Annotated in this window: 16 protein-coding genes and 2 pseudogenes; 5 read left to right on the forward strand and 13 right to left on the reverse strand. The window is 61.2% G+C overall.

The features are described from left to right. Positions 1 to 285: 285 nt before the first annotated feature. The gene (locus M2432_RS20400; RefSeq protein WP_280828651.1) at positions 286 to 444 is read left to right on the forward strand and encodes a hypothetical protein; all 159 of its coding nucleotides are present in this window, start codon (positions 286 to 288) and stop codon (positions 442 to 444) included. Positions 445 to 459: 15 nt separating this feature from the next. After that, entirely contained in the window at positions 460 to 675 is a 216-nt protein-coding gene (locus M2432_RS20405; RefSeq protein WP_280828652.1) for a hypothetical protein, read from the forward strand. Between the two features lie 313 nt (positions 676 to 988). Here M2432_RS20405 and M2432_RS20410 read toward each other — a convergent pair whose 3' ends face one another. After that, a complete protein-coding gene (locus M2432_RS20410; RefSeq protein ID WP_280828653.1) occupies positions 989 to 1,249 on the reverse strand; it encodes a D-aminoacyl-tRNA deacylase in 261 nt (86 codons plus the stop codon). 360 nt (positions 1,250 to 1,609) lie between these two features. Further along, a pseudogene (locus tag M2432_RS20415) lies at positions 1,610 to 1,693 on the reverse strand (SDR family oxidoreductase); the annotation flags it as partial. Positions 1,694 to 2,557: 864 nt separating this feature from the next. Between M2432_RS20415 and M2432_RS20420 the strand changes: the two are divergent. Together M2432_RS20420 and M2432_RS20425 are read left to right on the forward strand one after the other, a co-directional pair. Continuing rightward, entirely contained in the window at positions 2,558 to 5,203 is a 2,646-nt protein-coding gene (locus M2432_RS20420; protein ID WP_280828654.1) for a cellulase family glycosylhydrolase, read from the forward strand. A gap of 44 nt (positions 5,204 to 5,247) precedes the next feature. Next, a pseudogene (locus M2432_RS20425) lies at positions 5,248 to 5,574 on the forward strand (hypothetical protein); the annotation flags it as partial. 737 nt (positions 5,575 to 6,311) lie between these two features. On the opposite strand, the gene M2432_RS20430 reads toward M2432_RS20425, so the two are convergent. The 8 genes from M2432_RS20430 to M2432_RS20465 form a co-directional block, all read right to left on the reverse strand. Beyond that, the gene (locus M2432_RS20430) at positions 6,312 to 7,181 is read right to left on the reverse strand and encodes a helix-turn-helix domain-containing protein (RefSeq protein ID WP_280828655.1); all 870 of its coding nucleotides are present in this window, start codon (positions 7,179 to 7,181) and stop codon (positions 6,312 to 6,314) included. 358 nt (positions 7,182 to 7,539) lie between these two features. After that, positions 7,540 to 8,022, reverse strand: a complete 483-nt coding sequence (locus tag M2432_RS20435; protein WP_280828656.1) for a hypothetical protein — start codon at positions 8,020 to 8,022, stop codon at positions 7,540 to 7,542. Positions 8,023 to 8,105: 83 nt separating this feature from the next. Further along, the gene (locus M2432_RS20440) at positions 8,106 to 9,740 is read right to left on the reverse strand and encodes an MCE family protein (RefSeq protein WP_280828657.1); all 1,635 of its coding nucleotides are present in this window, start codon (positions 9,738 to 9,740) and stop codon (positions 8,106 to 8,108) included. Further along, positions 9,737 to 10,909, reverse strand: a complete 1,173-nt coding sequence (locus M2432_RS20445) for an MCE family protein (protein WP_280828658.1) — start codon at positions 10,907 to 10,909, stop codon at positions 9,737 to 9,739. The genes M2432_RS20440 and M2432_RS20445 overlap by 4 nt, the downstream gene beginning before the upstream one ends. Positions 10,910 to 10,971: 62 nt before the next feature. Continuing rightward, on the reverse strand, positions 10,972 to 12,336 hold the full coding sequence (locus M2432_RS20450; RefSeq protein ID WP_280828659.1) for an MCE family protein: 1,365 nt from the start codon (positions 12,334 to 12,336) through the stop codon (positions 10,972 to 10,974). Beyond that, positions 12,333 to 13,424, reverse strand: a complete 1,092-nt coding sequence (locus M2432_RS20455; RefSeq protein ID WP_280828692.1) for an MCE family protein — start codon at positions 13,422 to 13,424, stop codon at positions 12,333 to 12,335. The genes M2432_RS20450 and M2432_RS20455 overlap by 4 nt, the downstream gene beginning before the upstream one ends. After that, on the reverse strand, positions 13,424 to 14,449 hold the full coding sequence (locus M2432_RS20460) for an MlaD family protein (protein WP_280828660.1): 1,026 nt from the start codon (positions 14,447 to 14,449) through the stop codon (positions 13,424 to 13,426). The genes M2432_RS20455 and M2432_RS20460 overlap by 1 nt, the downstream gene beginning before the upstream one ends. After that, entirely contained in the window at positions 14,446 to 15,630 is a 1,185-nt protein-coding gene (locus M2432_RS20465) for an MCE family protein (RefSeq protein ID WP_280828661.1), read from the reverse strand. Before M2432_RS20465 ends, M2432_RS20460 begins: the two co-directional genes overlap by 4 nt. A 370-nt stretch (positions 15,631 to 16,000) precedes the next feature. Between M2432_RS20465 and M2432_RS20470 the strand changes: the two genes are divergently transcribed. After that, positions 16,001 to 16,924, forward strand: coding sequence for an alpha/beta hydrolase fold domain-containing protein (locus M2432_RS20470; RefSeq protein WP_280828662.1), 924 nt, complete (start codon positions 16,001 to 16,003; stop codon positions 16,922 to 16,924). Positions 16,925 to 16,993: 69 nt separating this feature from the next. Here the strand turns inward: M2432_RS20470 and M2432_RS20475 are convergent, their stop codons facing one another. The 3 genes from M2432_RS20475 to M2432_RS20485 are packed head-to-tail and all read right to left on the reverse strand — an operon-like array spanning position 16,994 to position 20,518. Next, a complete protein-coding gene (locus tag M2432_RS20475; RefSeq protein ID WP_280828663.1) occupies positions 16,994 to 17,611 on the reverse strand; it encodes a TetR family transcriptional regulator in 618 nt (205 codons plus the stop codon). Positions 17,612 to 17,630: 19 nt separating this feature from the next. Next, complete coding sequence (locus M2432_RS20480; protein WP_280828664.1) at positions 17,631 to 19,094, reverse strand: acyl-CoA reductase; 1,464 nt, start codon at positions 19,092 to 19,094, stop codon at positions 17,631 to 17,633. After that, positions 19,091 to 20,518 (reverse strand): hypothetical protein, encoded by a 1,428-nt coding sequence (locus M2432_RS20485; protein WP_280828665.1) that lies wholly within the window; start codon positions 20,516 to 20,518, stop codon positions 19,091 to 19,093. Before M2432_RS20485 ends, M2432_RS20480 begins: the two co-directional genes overlap by 4 nt. Positions 20,519 to 20,561: the final 43 nt, after the last annotated feature.

Raw genomic sequence — 20,561 nt, forward strand, 5'->3', positions numbered from 1 at the left:
CCCATCGGCCGACCTGCGGGATTCTGAGCGGTTCACATCGGCGGTCTTGATCGCCCTCCCGCGGAGCACACGAGCGTCGTCAGCAATCCCGCCGAAACCTCAATTCAGGGCATCACGGCATGGCGCGAAGTTGGCAACCTGCACGTGTGTCCTCGCGTATGTGTGCGCACCGCAGCATGGCCTCATCGGTTACCACGGCTTTCTCGGTTGGACTGATGGTGAACGCTGAGTTTGCGACGCTGATGCGGTAGTCGTCGCAGTGCAGTGTCTGTAAAGGAGCGGCATATGCATGACAAATGGGCGCTCGAGGAGCACTTCTCGACCGCAGAGAACAACAAGTTCTGGAACTCAGCCGGCGAATCAGCGCGCAATGGCAAGGTGCTAACCGAGTACGTCGAGGCGCGTCTGCTCGACGTAGACGACCGTCTCGACCTGATGGACTAGACGGGTATCGAGCGGGTGATCCTGTCACTGACTTCGCCGGGGATTCAGTCGGTCACCGATGTCGAGGCCGCAGTCCGGCTGGCCCGCGACACCAACGATGCCCTGCGCCAGCAGTTCATCGACAAACGGCCCGATAGGTTCTCGATGTTCGCCTGCGTTGCCACCAGGACCCGGATCGTGCCGCCCTCGAACTGGAGCGCGCCGTTCGCGATCTGGGTGCAGTCGGCCTGATGATCAACGGCTACACCAACATTGGCGACGACCAGACAGGTCGGTATCTCGACAACCCGACGTTTGCGCCGTTGTGGGCGAAAATCGCCGAACTCGACGTACCGCTCTACCTCCATCCCAGAGAGCCGCTGCCGAGCCAAACGCTCCTAATCCACGCACGACCAATAAAGTCAAGCGAGCACAGGGCGGCCTAACTGACCTGCAGCTGATCCACACAGACGGGAAGGCAAACTATCGACAGCCCGACCACGGGCAATTACTGCACATCACACTGCTAATTCCCCGAGATCTACCGACTGACAGCTACCTTTTGTTAGTTCGTGTCCTTGTTTAACAAGCAGTGCACGTTTGTTAATCTTCGCTGCATCTCGCCGTCGTCGGCGGCACTGAGTTCACCGTCGAGTATCCGCAGACTATGTATCTTCGCCGCCATCTTCCGCGCGACCTCGACATCGTCGGAATGGGTGAGGCCAACGAGCGCCACCAACCCCTGGCCTTCCGGGCTGATCTGACCCACGGTCTGTCCGTCGACCGATACCCGCGCTGACGTCACTCGCTGCACCACCACCCGCATGTTCGCCGATGTTGCCACAGCGAAGCTGCGACATGGCTCGTCAAGAACACCATCCGATGCAGCCAGACGTTCGAGGTTCGATCGGCACTCGCACGCGATCGGCCGACGCAGTATCGAAAACGCTCAATTCTGTCAGGCCGTCAGTGGCTGATGCCAGGGATTGGGCGGGTGCAAAGCGGCCATCGCTGTACCGAACTCAGCCGAGAATTCCTCGGGCGGCAACGGATCTATACGTGCCGCGACTGCACTAGGAGTGATCGGCTGGTGATCAGCGGCGCCCATCATCAAGTTGGGGCGGTCACACCACGCAGCGACCAGGCTTTTGTTTGTCGACCGAGGTACCAAGATTGCTGTCCAGCGTCAGATATACATGCCGCCGTTGACGCCGATAACTTGGCCGGTGATGTAGGAAGCCCCTTCTGAGCAGAGGAAGGCGACTGCTGCGCGTAGCCGCCCATGAACTCGATGGGCACGCCGCCCATGGTGCAGAAGAACAGGTTGACACCCGGTACATCACCGAACAGAACGGTGACGTCGCTCGCCATGGTGCGCGCTCGGTTCTGCACATCGTGGTAGTTGTCGGTCAGGAACGACAGTGCGGCAAGGCCTTCTGGCGCGACGTCACGCAGATGTTCGGGTACGTCGAGCACCTCGACCAGCCCCGCTTGGCCGCTACCGAGCATGGTCACGTCCGCGCCATCAGACGGCGGCCAAGCACCGCGACCAAGTAGTGAGTGACCGCTCTCCTTGTTTTTGGCCGCTTCTCGGCCGGGTGGCCATGTTGTCGACGCGCTTCGCACCCGCCGGCCAGGGATCCGTTCAGCCCAAATCCGGAGCGGCAGAGATATGTTCGGTCCGCTAACGGCCGTGCTCGCTAGGGCAAAGAATCTGTTCAAAACCTTGCCACAACTTCCGGACCCTGTTGTATGTTCTTAGAACATCACCGATTTTCTAATGTTCAGCAAACTCGAAGGTTTCTGAACGACGTCCTTGGGCAAAGGAGAAACGATGGGTTCAGCGCGGTGGATCGGAAGGGTCGGGGCGTTGGCGGCGACCTTGGGCGTCGGAGACGCACTTGGCGCTGCACCTATCCCACGCCCGCCTATACGGGTGTGTTTGAGTCGTCAGGCCATCGTTGCGGCGGGCACACTTGTCGGGGCGTCGGCCATGATCTTTGCCGGGGCCGCGCCGGCAGCGGCTGATCCCGGGAGTTCTGGAGCTCAGCCACGGCTAGGCTCCGCGTCGTCCGGTCATCGACTGGGCTCTGCAACGTCCGGTCATTCTGCACCGAGCCGATCCGAGTCCGCCGTGTCCCAGGCCGAGTCCACCACAACGCCGGCGCATCGCAGCAGATCGCAGGTAATGCATCCCGGCTCCGGACTGACCGGTATTGCGTCGGGAAGCCAGAATGGTCTGAATTTCTCTGGCCGGCTGGCCGATTCGCACCCGAACGGCTTCGGTACCGGTATGCAACTGGGCGCAGCGGCGCTAACCGGAGCTGGCTCAACCATCGCACACCGTGCCGCCGCCGCTGCGCCGGCGTCGTCGGTCTCCGCGAGCGTCGCCGTAGCACCGGCCGCACCCCCCACCGCGCAAACCTCACAGCCGACCACTTCGACCGCTGTGAAACCTCGGGATCCAGCCGCCGTTGTCACGACAGCACTGACGAATGTGCTAGCGGCGCTGACAAGCTCACTTCCAGGCAACACTCCGACGACACCCGCCAACTCACCGCTGTCCTGGATCATGCTCGCTGCCGCACGCCGTGAGACCTCAAGCGCTCAGCTGATGCAGGACAGCGCCGCTGCCCAGGTGGTCAACGGGCCGACCACCCAAGCCAGCGCGGCCAGTACGATCACCGGCAGCGCGACGGTTGCGGCGATTGAGCAAACGACGCCGACCACTGCGACCGGATGGTTCGAGCAGTTGATCTACACCCCGATTCATACGGCAGTCGAATCCTGGATTACCAGCAGTGTTGGTCAGCGGGTCGACAGTGTCATCAACGAGGTGACCGGGTCATATGTGATCGGCGATGGTGCCGCCGGTACGCAGGCGGATCCCAACGGCGGAGCCGGCGGGTGGTTGGCCGGCGACGGCGGTGCCGGCTGGGACAGCACCGAGTCCGGTGTGGCCGGCGGTGACGGCGGCGCCGCCGGAATGTTGGGCACCGGCGGACGCGGCGGAGCCGGCGGTGCGGGCGCTGGCGGCGGCACAGGTGGTGCCGGCGGGTCGGTCATGGGCATAGGCGGCGATGGGGGCGGCGGCGGTGCCGGCGCCGCTGACGGTTCGGGCGGCGACGGCGGCGCTGGTGGCGCCGCGATTGGTCTGGTGTTCGGCATCGGCGGCCACGGCGGCCGCGGCGGCGACGGCTCCAACGGCGGCAACGGCGGGGACGGCGGGGGCGGTGCAGGCCTGTTGGGCAGCGGCGGCAACGGCGGGGACGCCGGTGACAGCGGGATCGGCGGCGACCCAATAGGACTGCCTGCACTTGGCGGCGCAGGCGGTAACGCCGGCCTGCTGGGCAGCCATGGCACCGTCGGCAAATTCGGCACCAGTACAACGTCTTTGGCGCGGGCTAGCGACTCGGGCGGATCGCTGCTGCCCATCTCGGCCACGAGCACCTGGGTCACCAACAGTGATGGGCAGGTCGTGATCCTGCACGGGGTGAACGAGGTGTACAAGGTGGCGCCTTATGAACCCGCCGCCACGGGCTTCAGCAGTGACGACGCCGCATTTTTGGCCGCCAACGGTTTCAACGTTGTGCGGCTAGGGGTGGTCTGGGCCGGCGTGGAGCCCGAGCCCGGCGTCTACGACCCCGCCTATATCGCCTCAATCGATCAGACCGTACAAATGCTTGCCGCTCACGGAATCTACACCATCATCGACTTCCATCAAGACGAGTACAGCAGCGTCTACGGGGGCGAAGGCGCCCCGGCCTGGGCATCGCTATCGGGAGGATTGCCCAACACCAGCCTGCCCTTCCCGCTCAACGAAATCGTCTCCCCGGCCGGAAATCATGCATGGGATGCGTTCTGGGGCAACACCACCGCGCCGAATGGGGCTGGGCTGGAGGACGATTACTCGCAGATGTTGGAAACCGTCGCGAGCAGTCTCAGTGGTAACTCTGGAGTGCTCGGCTACGAGATCATGAACGAACCGTACCCGGGCTCGCAAGCGCTGGCGACGGTCCTAGGCGGCAGCTTCTTCGACGCTCAAGAGCTCAATCCGTTCTATGACCAGGCGGCCTCGGCGATCAGGGCAGTCGACCCGACCTCCGCGATACTGTACGAACCGAACATCTTGTTTGAGTTCGGAGTGCCATCTCACCTCGGCACGGTTGATACCTCCAACACCGTCTTCTCGTACCACAACTACCTGTTCAACAGCCTGGTAGCCAGCAATGCCCAGGCGTATGCGAACGCGGCCGGTATCCCGACGTTCGTTAGCGAGCTGGGTGCCACTAATCAGGCATCGGTGATCACCCCCGCGGTGCAGGCCTCCGACAACAACCTGGCTGGTTGGACCGACTGGACCTACTCGGGCGTTGGTGACATCACGACCACCGGTCCCACGGAGTCGGAGTCGCTGGTGTACGACCCCTCGCTGCCGCCGACCGGTGCCAACGTCAACACGACCAACCTCAACTTGCTCGCCGAGCCCTACCCGCAGCTGATCTCAGGCACGCCGGGCACCTGGTCATTCAGCGGCGGCACGTTCGACTTCACCTACTCCACGGCAAAGGTAGACGGCTCGGGCGACTTCGCCGGTGGCTCGCAGACCACCATCGCGGTGCCGGCAGTGCAGTTCCCGAACGGTTACCAGGTGACGGTCACCGGCGGACACGTGGTTTCCGCACCCAACGCGACCCAACTCGTCATCGCCTCCGATGAGGGTGCCGCTACCGTCGACGTCGTGGTGACAGCCAACACAGCCGGCGCTGCCGCGGTTTAGGAGCGCGTAGCGAACGGCGGATCGTCAAGCGGAGTATCGTCGGCGAACTTGACCGCCTGGCCACCCAGGGCACCTACCCGACCGTGCTGCGATGTGACAACGGACCGGAACAAGCCTGCGGCGCAAGGACTGAGTGGTCGACCGGATAGCTCGGTCTGCACTTCATCCCGCTGGGCGCACCCGCAAGGAATGCTTAAACATCAACAGCTTCTGGTCACTGGCCCAGGCCCCGGGCAGTCATCAGCGACAGGTATCACGACTACAAATACTGCCGCCACTTAGCCCCGGGCTGCCAGCCACCCGCGGCTGACTCGGTGTCCAGCGCTCACCGGTGGTCCACAGACCAAGGATCTGGTGAATACTTCCCTTAAGCGAATCGTATTGTAGTAGTTGGCATCACGCCGCGCCGCCAAGGATCGGCGAAGGACGCAGCGATGACACCGACCGGAGCCAACTCAGCATGTTCAACAACGCACACCGCGATCGCGACCCTCTGATCGCGGGTATGGTCGGCACGGCCCTCGGCGATGCCAGCACGGCTCACCCATTCGATACCGACACTGCAGCAGCGCTTTTCGCAGGCGCCGATGACGATCCGGGGGTGCCATCTCAACCGACTCCGGAACATTGTGAACACCTAGTTGACCCGGTCCGCGCCCCCGAAAATCGGCAGCCCCTCATCGCGCTCAGATCTATCTCCAGCCGTTCCCCAACGATCCGAGAGGCAGCGCTGGGCCTATCGAAAGTCAGAGCAGCATCGGTTTCGCTACCAATTGAGCACCAGACCACAACCGTCGATCGCTACGACCGCCAGATCGAGGACGCGGACAGGTTCCTGCGAGATCAAACAGCGTGGGTGCGCGGATGTCGATTTATGCCACAAGTCGTCTGCGGGCACCACCCACTGCGTCGCATTCATCGCTCCCCCTGGATATCCCCGGCGGCTGACAGGACAACGTCTTATTGTCACCATATCTACTGAGGCAAAAGCGATTTAGCCCATTCGCCGCACTCCTTAGGCGCCGCTACAGCGATTAAACTACGTTGATTTTTGCCATCGGCGACCGGTCGGCGGCATTAGGAACACCGATGATGAGAGCTCACAGTGTTAGTGGCCGGCAGCCGAATGCGAAAGTCTGCGCGCCCACAGGGCGAAACGCGCGCGAAAGCGGTCTTCGGGGTTGTTGAGATCCCACCCCGACGCAGTCTGGATTCGAACTAGACGAGCCGCGACTGTGCTGTGGTGTAGATAGAGCGCCTGCGCAGCCTGACGCAATGATCCCGTTCTGCAGAACGCTTCTAGCGCGGCTACGTCTGTTGCACCGCTTGACGATTCGGCTATTGCGTCGAGCACTGCGACGTCGCGGTGCTCCCGCAGCCGAGAAGGTGGCAGCTCGGCGAGAAGTTCCAGCCCACCGAGTTCGTCGTATCCAATCACCGCGTCGCCAGGATGTGCGTATTGGGTCCCGCTTGTCGGCAATGCGAATCGCGTTGCGGTGCAGGCTTGTTGCCAGGATCGATGGGCATCGGCGAGGCAGGCAGCAGCGCCCACACCGATTCGAATTCCAGCCTCCAGCCGCCCCTCAATCGCGGCGCTTCGAATGACTGCACGAATGCCCGACTCGAGGCAGCGGTACTGATCTTCGGGTTGCACCAGTACCGCGGTGAGGGCCCCGACCCGGCCGGCAACCCCTCTGCCCCGCGAGTGCAGTACGGCAGTCAACAACGACGACCCGCTGGCCAGATCCGCCCCTGCCACCGCGGACACGGCGATCGCGATCACCGGTAGAGCGGGCGCGAATCGCAGCGCCGACGCCGCGGTCAGCCGGTCGTCCGACAGGCCCTCGGCAGTCAACATCGCTGTCAGTAGGTGCGGGTCGGCCGTTTCCACCACGGATCGACAGGCGATAGCTGAAAGATTGCTGCCCCCGGCGAATGCCGGTGAGGTTTCAAGGGGTGCGATCGATGATCTAGTCACTTATGCACCAATAGACTTTGCTGCGATCTCGTGATGCGATATCCGTGAACGAATTTGCCACTGGGGCCAGCGGCTGCCAGATCGAGGCAGCGCGCGTCAGTTCTTGGAGCCACGACATCGCACCCTCCCTCCGCGGAAAACCGGCCTCGGCCCCGAGGCAGCAGTAACCGACCGTTGCCGGGATCTCGTCGCTGCGGTTGCCACAGGGCAAACACAATCTATAAAACGTCATTGATTTTTTAACACAGTGTGCCACGCATCACAAGCGCTGGATCGGTCCAAGCAGACGTGACAGACCGGCGGAAGTACCTGTCTTTAGGGCGTCCAGTCGCAGCCCCGCTCACGGTGATGCGGGTGATCAGCTCACTTGGCGCACGGTGAGCGGCATTCTGACGGTCATCCACTCGTTTACTCCGCAGGCGCCACTTTCGCCGGTGGTCTTGTCCTCACCGGTAAACAGTGGCGAGGTGCCGGACAAGTCGGGGGTACCTTGATCGTCAGTGCGCCAGAAGCGGAACAGTTGCCGGCCTCGTGAGGTCGTGCCGTCGGGACACTGCTGCCAGTTCGGCACGAAGCGATCCGCCGACCACACCTGGTTGGGTTTGCGCAACTCTGCCGTCCAACCTTGATCGCTGGTGATAACCCCGTGGCAATCGTTAGGACCATCGCATTGGGAGGTGATGGTCCAGGTGCTGCGAACCGGCGGAATGTCTTGGTAACGCTCCCGTACCTTGGCCCACTGCCCGTCTGAATACGCGATGAATGTTCCGTTGAGGGCATAGTGATCATCGGTTGCCGCCGCATGGGGTGCTATCGCGACCGAATTTGCGAGTACCAGCATTGCGACTGCGGCTAGGGTACGAACCCATCGTTTCCGCAACGTGTGGCAGGTGAGATCGAGGTACGCGGGCCCCAGCAAAACCGTCATGTCGGCCCCGCGATGAGGTCACGCCAGCTTTTCGCGCCACCGGTGTGCGTGACGTTGGTGTCGACATACGTCCGTCCATCGGGAGCTATGTATGCCCCGGTGTGCTGGTCGTAGTGCACAATCGCGACCGACGATCCAGCTGGTGCGGCCGGGTTGTAGGCGCTTGGCGCGATCCCGCCGGCGGGTGCTCCGTCCCCAGGCACCGGCGGGGTGACGCTTAGACCGAATGGGGGCTGTTGAGCTGTCGGCACCGCATCGGGCCCGCCGGGTGGCCCGACCGGACGGGTGCTATCGGGCGAAGCCGGCGGTGCGTCTAGTGGCGGCGGTGTCCCGTTGACAGGTCCGAACAGGTGGTTGTCGCTGTTGATCCTGGAGTCAGGTGGGACGCCCTGGGCGATCAGGTTCGGGTCGAGCGGATAGGGCCCCAAGGCGTGCTGACGTATAGCCAGGGGCATGTAGGGCTTGTCGCTGTCGCAGATCTCAACTGTGGGCGCTCGTTTACCCGGATGACTCATGCACGGGTAGTTTCGCGCCCCGCGTACGCCGATCGGCGAATCCTGAGGAAGTTTGCAGTACAGACCATCTGGGGTGTCGATCGTAGTGGTGTCGGCCGGCGATCGCCATTGCGATGGCGGCAAGAAACCGACCGTGCACGCCGGCGGGTCGGACAAGGAAACAGCGAAGTCTCCGATCGCCATACCCGTCGGGTTATTCCCCGGGAGATACGACTGAACGTTGGCGACGTTTGGCGGCAACAAGATGAGCAGTTGTTCGATCGACGGGTGATAAGTGACACCGATCTGTCCGATGGTCACCAGATTGGCCAGCAGGACCGGCAGTGTCGGCTTTACCTGATCAAAAAGTCGCGTCAGTTCTGTTGCGGCACTGGGCGTCTTGCGGAGCAGGGTACGGATCTGCGGGTCGTCGTCGACGATCTGCCCGGTGATTCCCGCCAGGTGCTGCGCCCACGTACGCAATGCATCCGAGCTGTCATTTTGTCCATCGAGCAGTGGACCACTGTCGTTAATGAGCGTTTTGAGCTGTGCAGACACGTCATTGAGCCGGTTCGACATCGCAGTCGAGGAGTCGATGAGTGAGCCGAAGTCATATGCGGCACCATTGAACGCTTTGTTGGTCTCGTCCATCAGTGTGCCGATATTTCCGGTTGGCACGCTCTCAACGAGTGCGCTGAGTTTGTCGAGCATCGGCCCGGCCGGTTGCGGCATCGAATCGGGTCTGACGGTGATAGTCGAGCCGTCTTGCAGATACGGTCCGGCGTCATTTGCTGGCCATAAGTCGACGTACTGCTCCCCCACGGCGGACACACTGCGGACCCGGGCAATCGAGCTGATTGGGATGCGTGGCGAAGTATCAAGCGAAAGGGTGGCTTCCACGCGGCGGCCACCGACGACTTTGAGGTCGGTGACCTTTCCGACCTGTACGCCGCGATAGGTGACATTGCCGAATTGGTAAAGGCCGCCGGTCGTTGGCAGCTCCAGCTTCACGGTCAAGTGTCCGACACCGAGCAGCCGGGGCACCTGCAGGTACGTGTAGCACATGACACTCACACCGATGACCGACGCGATCGTGAAAATGATCAGCTGGATTCGCACAAAGCGTGTCAGTTTCACGGGCGGTCCTGTGGTGTAGCGCCGGCGCTCTGGTTCGGCGTCGTTTCCGGCGCCGATTGCCCCGATTCAGGCGCCGACCCAACTGGAACTTGTTGTTCAGTAGACGATTTCGGAGCGACTGGTGTGGTCGGTACGTGCAGTGGGTCGTTGGTGTAGGGCCTGCCGTATGGCTCGCCGGGTGCTGGGACCAGTTGAGCTGAATCGTCACCCCACCGGGTGCCTAGCATCATGGTGCGTTTGAGCCTCGGGATGGTGAGGTCGACAACCCCGAACAGGTTCATGTAGTCGCCCTTGACTCCGCGATCGATCGTGTCTTGAGCCTGCGGGAAGGTTGTTGCGGCAGCCAGCCCGATATCGAGATAAGGTCCTACATCGGCGAGTGCCTTGAATGTTGGCGCTAGGTTGACCAAGTTCGCAATCAGGTCGTCGCGGGTGTTGGTGATTACCTGATTGCTGGTCTCACTGAAGGTGCGCAATTTGTCGAGCGCCGTGGTCAACGTTGACCGCTGCCGAATGAGCACATCGAGTGCCGGTGGTATCTCTTTCAGCGCGGTGCTTATCACATCGTTTTGGGCGGCAAGGGTTCCGGCGAGACGGTCGAGTGACCGGACGGTTGCCAGAACACTGTCTCGGTCGGAGTCCAGCCTTCCCACGAAGTCGTTGAGCCGTGTAATGAGGTCCCGAATCTGCTGCTGATGTCCGGTGAACATTTTGTTGAGCGAGTGGATAACATCACCGACCTGACCGAGGTTGCCGCCGTTGACGACGGCAGACAGTGCCAGCAACGTTTGTTCCGTGGATGGATAGGTCGAGGTCGCGGCTAGGGGCACCGTTGCCCCGGGCGGGAGCTTTCCTGTCGGGGCAACACCGGGGGGCGGGTCCACGGCCAGATGCATCGACCCCAATAAGGATGTCTGACCGACGGTGACCACGGCATTCGCCGGGATGCTGACATCAGGGCGGACGGAAAATGTCACTGCGATGTGCCAGTTGTCGAATCGCATTGCACCGACACTGCCGACGACGACATCGTCGAGCATCACCGGTGAATTCTCTTCCAGGGTACCGATATTGGCGATCTCGGCGCGGTAGGTCACTGAGTGCGGACCGCGTCCGACGGCCCCGGGCAGCGGAAGAGAATTGATTCCTTGGAAGGTGCACCCAGTCATTGATGTCGCCGCGCATACGCAGACCGCGGTGATTGCGACCGCCTTGCTGCCGAAGGTCCGCTTCATCCGCCGGGGCTTTCGGCTGGTAGGAGCAGCGATTTTAGGCTGGGAGCAGGAGCTGGTTGATTCTCCGGGGCAGTGACCGGCAGCAGTGGGCCGATCGATGGCGCTGGAACTACGGGCAGCACGTCGGTGGCGGCACCGTTGTAGGCGCTGATTGCCGGCGGCATCTGCGGCACCTCTGGTTTGGGGCCCGCACCTCCGGGCGCCAGCCCAGGTTCGGAATAGATGATCCGATCGGGGCTTGGCGACGGGGTCAGGAATGGAGCCATCGGGAACGGAAGGTAGTTGAAGTTCAACGTTTTCAGTGCCGGCCCGAGGTACTGCGAACACAACTTCGCCGTCTCGGGCGCCGTTGTGTTCTCGATCGCTCCGATCGTGCTGCAGATGAAGCTGACTGGATTGGACATGTTGTTGAACACGAATGCGCCTACTGCGGCTCCGGTCTCCGGGTTGTACATGTTCATCTGATTGGCCAACGCATTCGGCGCGACGTGCAGGATGTTCTGCAGATCCAACTGGTGTTTGACGAGATTGTCGGTCACATCGCGCAGGCCCGCGAGCTGGTGTGCGGTCTTGTCACGGGTTCCGGCGACGAACCGCTGAACATCATTGACGGCCACCGTCAGGCTGGTGACCATTGAGTCCAAATCAGACCTGTTGTCATCAACGACGGAGGTCAACGTCGCCATGTGATCCTGAAACTGCACGATTTGCTCGTTGCTGCCGCGCAGTGCCGAAACAAACACCTGGAGGTTGGCGATAATGTTAGCCATGTCGTCGCTGCCGTCGGCGAGGGTGCGACCCGCTCGCGCCAGTTCAGCGAGGGCTTCGCGTAGCTTGTCGCCGTTGCCAGTCATGGCCGCTGCGGCGCTGTCAATGAACTGTGACACCGACGTGCCCTGCGTACCGTTCTTTGGTCCTAGGTCGGTGGCCAGCCTGGTCAGCTGTTTTTTTACGTCATCCCATTCGACCGGAACAGCGGTTCGGTTGATGGGAATAACAGCGTTGTCGGGCATGATGGGCCCGTCCGAGGCATACGCGGGAGCAAGTTGTATGTACCGCGATGACACGAGATTCTGGGCCACCAGAACAGCTTTGGCGTCTGCGGGGATCGGCACGCTGTGGCTGACCGTCAATGTGACTCTCACCGAGGCGCCCTGGGGCTCAATGCTGGTAATGGTCCCGACCTTGACACCGGCTACTCGCACGTCGTCACCAGGATAGATACCTGTCGCGGCGACGAAATTGGCCGTAATGGTCTTTGGCCTGAACATCGTTTGGCGGACCAAGACCGCTATTCCGACCAGTGCCAGCCCGATGAGGGCGCCAATCAGGAGTACTCGCCCACGCCGTTGAATACTCACTGGTGGGTACCGCCTTGTGGTGGAATTCCGTTGTACGGGATGGGGAACTCGGCACGAGGCCCAGCATTGTCTGGAGGTTGTCCCTGACCGGTACCGCGGCGGAAACCGAACGCATAGTCAAGAAATGGCTGTAATGGTTCTCCTGGAACCAGATTCGGCTGGTAGGCCTGGTAGTAGTAGCCGCTGGACACCGCTTCGCCCAGCGTGAGTTCATATTTCGCCAAACCTGGAATCGCCTTCGCGATGTTGTCCTGATTCTTCTGCAGCATCGCAATTATCGCGTTGAGCCGATCCAGGGTGGGCGCAAGTTTGGCGTCGTTCTCGGCAACCAGGCCGGAAAGCTGATGGGCGACGGCGGTGGTGTCCACGAGCAGGTTGACTATCGCTTGACGGCGCTCATCGAGGACCCCGACCAGGGTGTTGGCATCCAGTATCAACGTGGCGACGGCGTCACTGCGCTGAGCCAGGATCGAGGACACTCGGGCCGTGCTGGTCAGCAGCGATCGCAATGCGCCCTTCCGATCGCCCAGTGCGCGTGAGAGTTTCGCCAATCCATCGAATGTTGGGCCAAGCTCAGGGGCGATGCGATCCATGGTCACCGACAAGGTGTCCAAGGCATCGTTGAGTCCCTGGGTGTCAGTGCCTGCGGTATTGGTAGTCATGTCGCCGGTGGCATCACTTAGCGAATATGGCGTCGACGTACGCGAGACGGGTATCGTGGTCCCCGGACGTAGAACACCTCCACCGGCCGAGGTCAGTGCGAGTACTCGTTGACCCAGCAATGTACCCGTACGTACGTGGGCAGTGGTTTCCGAGCCGAGACGGTAACGCGCATCGACGACAAACGTCACCGATGCTTTGCCCCGCTCAATAGCAACATCTGAGACAGACCCGATCTTCACGCCTGAACGCGTGACATCGTTGCCGACAGCCAGTCCGCCAGCATCGGTGAACTGCGCGCGGTAACGCACCGTAGTCGCCAAGTTGACCAGGGACTGGGAGGTGAGGCCAATGGTGCATATCAGGATGATCAGGACGACACCGATCGCTCCGGCCCGCATCATCTTTACACCGCGGTATCGACTCATCATGAGTCTGCGCACCTCCCCCAGTCCTGCTTGATCCACGGGAAAACCGCGGTGCGCCCCTGCAAGTCACTGACTCGCAGCGCAAATCCGCAGATGTAGTAGTTGATCCAGCTGCCGTAGGACCCGAGTCGGGCGAGCTTGCGGTAATTGCCCGGAGCTCTCTTCAGCGCATCTTCGAGCGAGTCCTTCCGATCATCGATGATCGGGGCCAGTGCGTTGAGCTGATTGACCGTATCCGCAAGCGGTGGACGGACATTGGTCAGCAGGTCCGCAATAGTGGCTGTCCCCCGGCTCAGCGAATCGACGGCACCGCCAATCGTGTCTCGTTGTTGCGCCAATTCACCGACCAGTCGGTGCAGGCGATCGATCGCCTGAGTGAAACGCTCCCCATTGTTGGCGATAGTGGTGGCCACGGTGTTGAGGTCTGTAATCATTTGCTCGATGTCCCGGCTACTGCCGGCTAACGTGTTGGCGAATGATGCGCCCCTGGCGAACAGTGACTGCAAATTGACGTCTTGTCCTTGCAATACCTGCAACAGCGACGCGGTCAGAGCATTGACGTCCTGAGGATTGAGGCCCTGGATCACCGGTTTGAGACCGCCGAGCAGTAGGTCCAGATCCAATGCAGGCGACGTGCGGTCGATAGGTATCTGGCTGCCCGCGTACAGCATTCGTGTTGAGCCAGGAGCGTTGATCAACTCCAGATAGCGGTCACCGACCAGATTCAGGTAGCGGACAGCGACCTTCGATGCCTCGGTCAGGACGACCACCGGATCGGCGTCAAAAGTGACGAGCACTGTCCCGTCGGGTCGCAGTTCCACGTCCCGCACCGTGCCGACACGTAATCCGGCCGCCCGTACGGTATCGCCGGCTTTGAGGCGCGAAGTATCGCTGAAAACTGCCGAATAGGCAGAGGCGGCCCCACCGCGCCAGTCACCGAACACCGCGAACAGCAGTCCGGTGAGTACAGCCATGACGAGGACGAACGCCCCGAACCGAAGACCAACGAGTGTCAACTTCTTCATCCAGGCTGACCGATCTGGGCGCTGTTACGTGGCGGCCCATCCAACCCGCCGAACAGGATCTGCTTTAACCCATCTGCATTGAGCGTGACCGCGTTCTGTTGACCGGTCTCTGCTGGGTTGGTGCCGGTATCTGTGACCACGAACGGCGGACTTGAGCCGAACGGAATCTTCGGCAGCCCTTCGCATATCGGCCCGCCGGTGGCGGCGACCTTAGGTAGATTCTTTGGATAGCGATAGCGCTCTCGAGCGCCCGTGAAGCCGATCGAGAGCAGTACGCCAGGTTCCGGCAGCGGCGTTGTCTTCTGGATCTCCATGATTCCGCCGATACCACAGGTGAGCCCCTGGTGGTATTTGTTGGTCAAATCCGTTGTGGGCAAGAGCAAGTGCAGGGCTCCCTGCAATCCTTGGCCATTGGCCGCCAAGACAGCGTTGCCGGAGTCGGACAAGCTGACGAGGCTTTGCAGAAACGCGCTCAAATTCTTGTCCTGGTCAACGATCGACGCACTGATTCGCGATGTGCTGCCAGCTATGGACAGAAGGTTTTTCGACGCATCCGCGTATGCATCGATGACACTCGGCGCCACCTGCATATCGTGGCTGAGATTGTCCAGGCTCGGCTGTAGTCGGGTGAACATGTCGTCCAGCGCCCCAAGAGCCGCACCGAGCTTTTCTCCCCTGCCGCCCAACGCCGATGACAACGTCCCCATCGTCTGGTTCAGTTTCACCGGGTCGATTGACACCAGCAGGTTCGACAGTTTCTCAAAGATGGTGTTGAACTCGACCGTGACCTGATCATCGGTGAGGACCTGCCCAGGCTGAAGGGTCTGCGCCGAGGGCACGTCGGGCGGAACCATCTGCACTGCCTTGGCGCCGAACACGGTGGGCGAGGCAATATTCACCTGGACATTGGTCGGAATGTTGCGAAGCTGCGCGGGATCGACCGCCAAATGCAATTCCGCGTGCTCGTATGGTAGTTGCTCAATCGACGTCACCGTTCCGATCTGCACGCCGAGAAGTTCAACTTTGGCGCCGGAATTCATGACCAAGCCGGCACGGCGTGAAATCACCGTCAGCGGAACACTTGTGGTGAACCTCCCGCGGAACAGCACCGCGCTGAACGTCACCGTTCCAGCCAAGGCCAAAACCAATCCCAACCCGGCCAGTGGCCGAAGCCACCTCACGCTCAACGTCTTTGCCCTTCGCAGGCCGTGAGGCGACTGTCATCGGCGGTCCAACCAACGGTCATCGCAGTACATCCTGGCACTTGGGCCCGTGGCCGAATACCCGACGATTGTCGGCAAAATCTGCCGGAGCGCCCCTGCGGCAGTTGAACACTCAATCAACTCCAGCTATGTACGGCTACCCGACCCGGATGCGAGCCAACTTCGCTTGCGTGCCGGTCCATATGGGCGCACCGGCGGCTGCTATACGATTTCCAGAAGCCGCATTTGACTGAATTTCTGTTCGCCGCCTGCTGCTGGCGAAACCAGATTTATCGCGACACGTTCGCACACGATTCCGATGTTCTGCAGGAAAGTCGAGGTCCATGTGATGTTCAAACCCGTCAACGCTGATGATCCGGACATCTGGACCGGCAGTCCGTCTTTACCCGCGCGACTGGCCGTAGGTGTCCTACGTGGAGTCCAGACGTTCTCGAAGTTGTTCAACGTGTCGTTCATGCGCACATTCGCGCCGATGATCGCCAATGACCATCCATCGGCTTGGGCGATCCGCGGATTGTCTGTCAACATTGAGGATTTCAACGGCTGGCCGGTGTACACGCTGCGGGCAGGCTCGTCGACAACCTCAACGGTTTTGTGCGTACACGGCGGCGCGTTCACTGTTGAAGCGACCGCCCTGCACTGGCGTACCTATGCCGCGCTGGCCCGCGACACCGGGGCTCAGGTGATCGTGCCGATCTACCCGCTGGCCCCAGAGGGCACGGCGGCCTCGGTCGTCCCCCAGATGGCCGATCTGATCACCGACCTGATCGACCGAACTGAAGCAGCGGTCGGTCTGTATGGCGACTCGGCGGGAGGAACCATTGCGCTAGCTGCCGCCCAGGAATTGGTCATGCGCGGGACCGAGGTGCCCACGTACATGGTCTTGGTCTCGCCACTGTTAGACGCCACGCTCAGCAACCCAGAGTGTCTGACAATCAACGATCCGGTGCTAGACGTGAGCGAGCTTCAGGAGGCGGGGCGATTGTGGGCTGGTGACCTTGAGCCGACACACCCCATGGTCAGCCCGCTGTTCGGTTCATTGCTGGGTCTACCCCCGACATCGGTCTACATGGGCTCATTAGACGTGTTATCAGCGGACGTGCTTCGACTTCGCGAGCGCGCCGTGTCTGAAAATGCCGACATGACCTTCGATCTTCGCCACGGCTTAATCCACAACTGGGCGATGTCATCATCGCCCGAAGGCAGAGCTATTCGTCCGCAGGTGTATCGCGAGCTGACAGGCACCGACTAGTGACCACTGCGCTTCCCTTGTTACCAGCGAGGATTCGCGATACCACTAGGCGATGTCATCGGTCGCAGGTTATGATGAGCGGCGGCCCTTTCGAGTCCCGTCCGCTGCACTCGCGTCATCGGATGCCGCGGCATCTGCCCGCACGCCGGCAAGGATCCATCGTACCGTCGTCGAGAAATTTGCCTTGACCCTTCGCGATTCAGCCAAACTGTCGCGGGACAGCTTTGGCTCACGCATTCCGCGTACTTCCATCACGGAATGATTGATAGTGACGTTGACTAGGGCGCGGCAGCATTCAAGGCCGAGTTGTCGCGAAATCCCTTCCCGCAGTGTGGAATCCAGCAGTTTATCGACATAGTCCATAACCGCAGCGCCGTCGTCTACCGTCATCAGTTCAGTGAGGTACGGGTGGTCAAGTAGGGCACTGCGAAGGCCGAGGCACCAGTGCACTGCGGTGCTTTCCCAGTTCGCGTAGTCGTGGAATTCGAGTCGCAGCAACGAAAAATGCCGGGCAACGAGCGTTCGAATGAGGTGTTCCCTGCTGCCGACCTGTTGGTAGAGCGTGCGGGTGGAGATCTTCAGCTCAGCGGCAAGTCGGCGAGTGGTGAGCGCGCCGGTCCCTTCGGCATCGAGCAAGCCGAGGGCTCGCTCGTAAATCACTTCGGCAGGGATCAGCGGCTTGGCCATGGCGCAATGGTATGTCGCATCATGCCGGCGCCATTTTCGGCGCCTCCCACAACGGGAAGACCTGCTCGGGATCACATTGCTCGTCGACGATCCATTTGCACATCCGGCGTACCGGCTCCATGGCATCCTGCGGAATCGTGAAGTTGACGCTGGCGGCATAACCAAGGGAGGTCAGCCGCTGCGCGCCGAACAGCGGAAGCCTATCGCGCAGTTGCGTTTTCAGTGATTCGGGGTAGATGCCGATGGTCTGGGTGTAGGCGTTAACCGCGTCGGTGACTTTCTCGATGGAGTCAACGGGAACGATGTTGGCCACCCGGCCTGACAACAGCGTCGAGTAGTGCACCGCCTCATCGAGTTGCGAGACGATGATCGCGCCCTCGGCGTCCTCACCACCGAAGACCTGGTACCAGTCCTCGGTGAGCCGGGACCCTTCGATGTTCTCCAGCAGCGTGCGATTGACCACCTTGGGTTTGGTGCTGATGTAGTCCGGCAGTGACACCAGAGACTGGTAGATCAGTTCACCTAAACGATTGGCGTTGGCCAGGCCCGCGTCGTCGGTGCCGCTGAGCACGTAGATGATCCGGGCATTCACACAGCCCTCTTGGTTACCGGCCCCGATGTCGCACGCGGCGCGCTTAGCGACTTCGCGCAGTGTCTGCTCATCGGTGAAGGCTTCGGGGCCGATGATGGTGGCGCTGCGCTTGGGGTCCAGCGCGATCAGCTCCAGACCCGGCTGTATGTAGCGAGTGACATGCTTGACCGAGGCCAATCCGCCCCAGGCGACGATCTTTTCGACGTGTTCTGGTTTGTACAGCTGCTCTTCGATCTCAGTGTCGCCGCCCTTCCAATACCCGACAGCAAGGTGTTTGGTGACCGGGTGATCGGGAGCGATATCGGCCAGCGTTCGTGCGATGGCCATGGCGGTCAACGGGTCGTTGGACGGCGCCTTGATGACGGCGTCGCTGCGGGTCAAGGCGTTGCGCAGCACGGTGATGCCGGCGACCAATCCCCCGTTTCCGGCGGGGATGTGCAGGGTGCGGGCACCAAATGCGCGCACCCGGATCTGACGCCCGTCCAGAAGCTGCCTCGGCACCCAGCCCTCGAGGTAGTCGATCCCGACCTGAGTGTCGGCCAGTTCGCGCATGGAGTCGCGGGTGAACATCGCCGGTAGCGCGACATAACCGGTCCGTAGGATCGATTCGGGCATCGGATTGGACACCAGGCACGCCTCAAAGGCTTCCTGGATGTACGCGTTGCGCTCGAAACTCAGCTCCTGACCGAGTTCAGCCAACACATCAAGAATCTCGTCGAGAGATATCTCGTAGAGATCGGCCAGATCCATGGGGCTGGGCAGCGGCAGACGGTGTGCATGCTTGGCCGGATCAGGCGCCTGGAACCGGTGCTCCAGACGCGTGGCGAACTCGATCAGATCGCCGTCGATGACCTCACCGCGGATAAACAGCGGGACAGTGAAGGTGCTCATGCCTGGAACTCCTTAAGGAAGTCGATGGCCTCGTTCTGCACCTCGTGGGTTGCCGCGCAGCTGATCTTGTCTTCCTGACCGTCCTTCTTCTCGCTGAACCGCATGATGGTGTGTTCAAGCGCCACACTGGTACGGCCACACTCACACGGGGTATTCCAGTCGATGGTGACCTCGTCGCCGGTGATGACACCGCCCCAATGGCTTTGGTTGACCACGTCGTACACCGCGAACCGGCCGGTCTGGCGACCAGCGCGCGGTAACGGCGCACTGGTGTCGGGATCGAGAATGAACGGAATAACCCACGGCTGCAGGTGGTACCGGCCTTGTTCGCATGCGAAATGCACACCGTTGTGTTCGGAGAATGCGTAGCCTTCCTGGATTCTCACCCCGCCGTAGAACTCTCGGATCACATCCATATAGCCCTCGGGAAGCACCTGGCCTTTGGCGCCGCCGCCGGTCAGAATTGCCGAATTGGAGGCGAATTCGGCGCGGGCACCTTCCTTCAGACCCGCAGCAGCCAGGTTGTACATCAAGTTGTACGTGCTGGTCATGAACACCCGCCGACCGCGTAGCTGGGTGGTCATCCGGGCGACGAACTCAGGCACCTCGGTCATCTGACGCTGCTGCATGGCGATGAATTCGCCCTTGCGTGCCGCCAGTTTCGGGTCAAGCTGCAGCCGGTCCAACTCACCTTTGGCCGCCGCGGCACGCATCTTGTTGGCCAGAAACATCAGATCGGTATCCATGGCACCGGAATACAAAGGGTGGAAACGGCTTTCGTCGCCGCCGGTGAATTCGCGCTTCATCCACGGCACCATCCGGGTCATACCGAAACGGCCCTCGCTGAAATTGGGCCAGATGACATCGACCACCGGGTTCAGCTCATCGTCCGTCGGCTCCTTACCGAAAGTCTGGAACACCATGTTCTTCCAGATGTGCATGCCTTCGACGGTGATCGGCACATCTTTGGGGATCACCGAGAACGTCCCGGTGGTGCCCGAGGACGTGACGATCTGCAAGGGAGTCTGGCTTTCCAGCGCGTCGAGCCAGCCGTCGATGGAATCGCAACCGGTCACGTCGACCTTGGACAGGTCGTAGGCGGTCAGTTTGGCCAGCCACTTGGTCATCAGATCCCACCGGTTGTTATCCACCAGGGCAGCTGGATACGACTTGTACGCCGTGTGCGAGAACATCAGCGGCACGATGTCGTCAAACTCGTCGACCGCCGTGATCCCTAAGCGATCGGCCAACTTGCGGACCATCTCGATCTGCTCGCGATGCTCGCCGAAACGTTGGATCATCGCCGCACGTTGCAGCTCTTCAAGTTCAGCACGGTCCATGCTGTGCATCGGCGTGATCGATTCGCCGAAGTAGGTCAGCGGGCTGTTCATGAAGTTGTGGACCGATTTGGTGGATGTGGTCATCAGCGACTGCTCCCAAGGTTGTCTCGATGAGTCAACAATAAAA

Origin of the sequence: Mycobacterium sp. OTB74, from assembly GCF_029892685.1 — a bacterium.
GTDB lineage: Bacteria > Actinomycetota > Actinomycetes > Mycobacteriales > Mycobacteriaceae > Mycobacterium.

Excerpts from the sequence above, each read along its gene's own strand:
- M2432_RS20400 (WP_280828651.1), top strand. The coding sequence starts at position 286 with ATGCATGACAAATGGGCGCTCGAGGAGCACTTCTCGACCGCAGAGAAC.
- M2432_RS20410 (WP_280828653.1), bottom strand. The coding sequence starts at position 1,249 with ATGCGGGTGGTGGTGCAGCGAGTGACGTCAGCGCGGGTATCGGTCGAC.
- M2432_RS20435 (WP_280828656.1), bottom strand. The coding sequence starts at position 8,022 with ATGCTGGTACTCGCAAATTCGGTCGCGATAGCACCCCATGCGGCGGCA.
- M2432_RS20445 (WP_280828658.1), bottom strand. The coding sequence starts at position 10,909 with ATGACTGGGTGCACCTTCCAAGGAATCAATTCTCTTCCGCTGCCCGGG.
- M2432_RS20455 (WP_280828692.1), bottom strand. The coding sequence starts at position 13,424 with ATGAGTCGATACCGCGGTGTAAAGATGATGCGGGCCGGAGCGATCGGT.
- M2432_RS20460 (WP_280828660.1), bottom strand. The coding sequence starts at position 14,449 with ATGAAGAAGTTGACACTCGTTGGTCTTCGGTTCGGGGCGTTCGTCCTC.
- M2432_RS20470 (WP_280828662.1), top strand. The coding sequence starts at position 16,001 with ATGTTCAAACCCGTCAACGCTGATGATCCGGACATCTGGACCGGCAGT.
- M2432_RS20475 (WP_280828663.1), bottom strand. The coding sequence starts at position 17,611 with ATGGCCAAGCCGCTGATCCCTGCCGAAGTGATTTACGAGCGAGCCCTC.
- M2432_RS20480 (WP_280828664.1), bottom strand. The coding sequence starts at position 19,094 with ATGAGCACCTTCACTGTCCCGCTGTTTATCCGCGGTGAGGTCATCGAC.
- M2432_RS20485 (WP_280828665.1), bottom strand. The coding sequence starts at position 20,518 with ATGACCACATCCACCAAATCGGTCCACAACTTCATGAACAGCCCGCTG.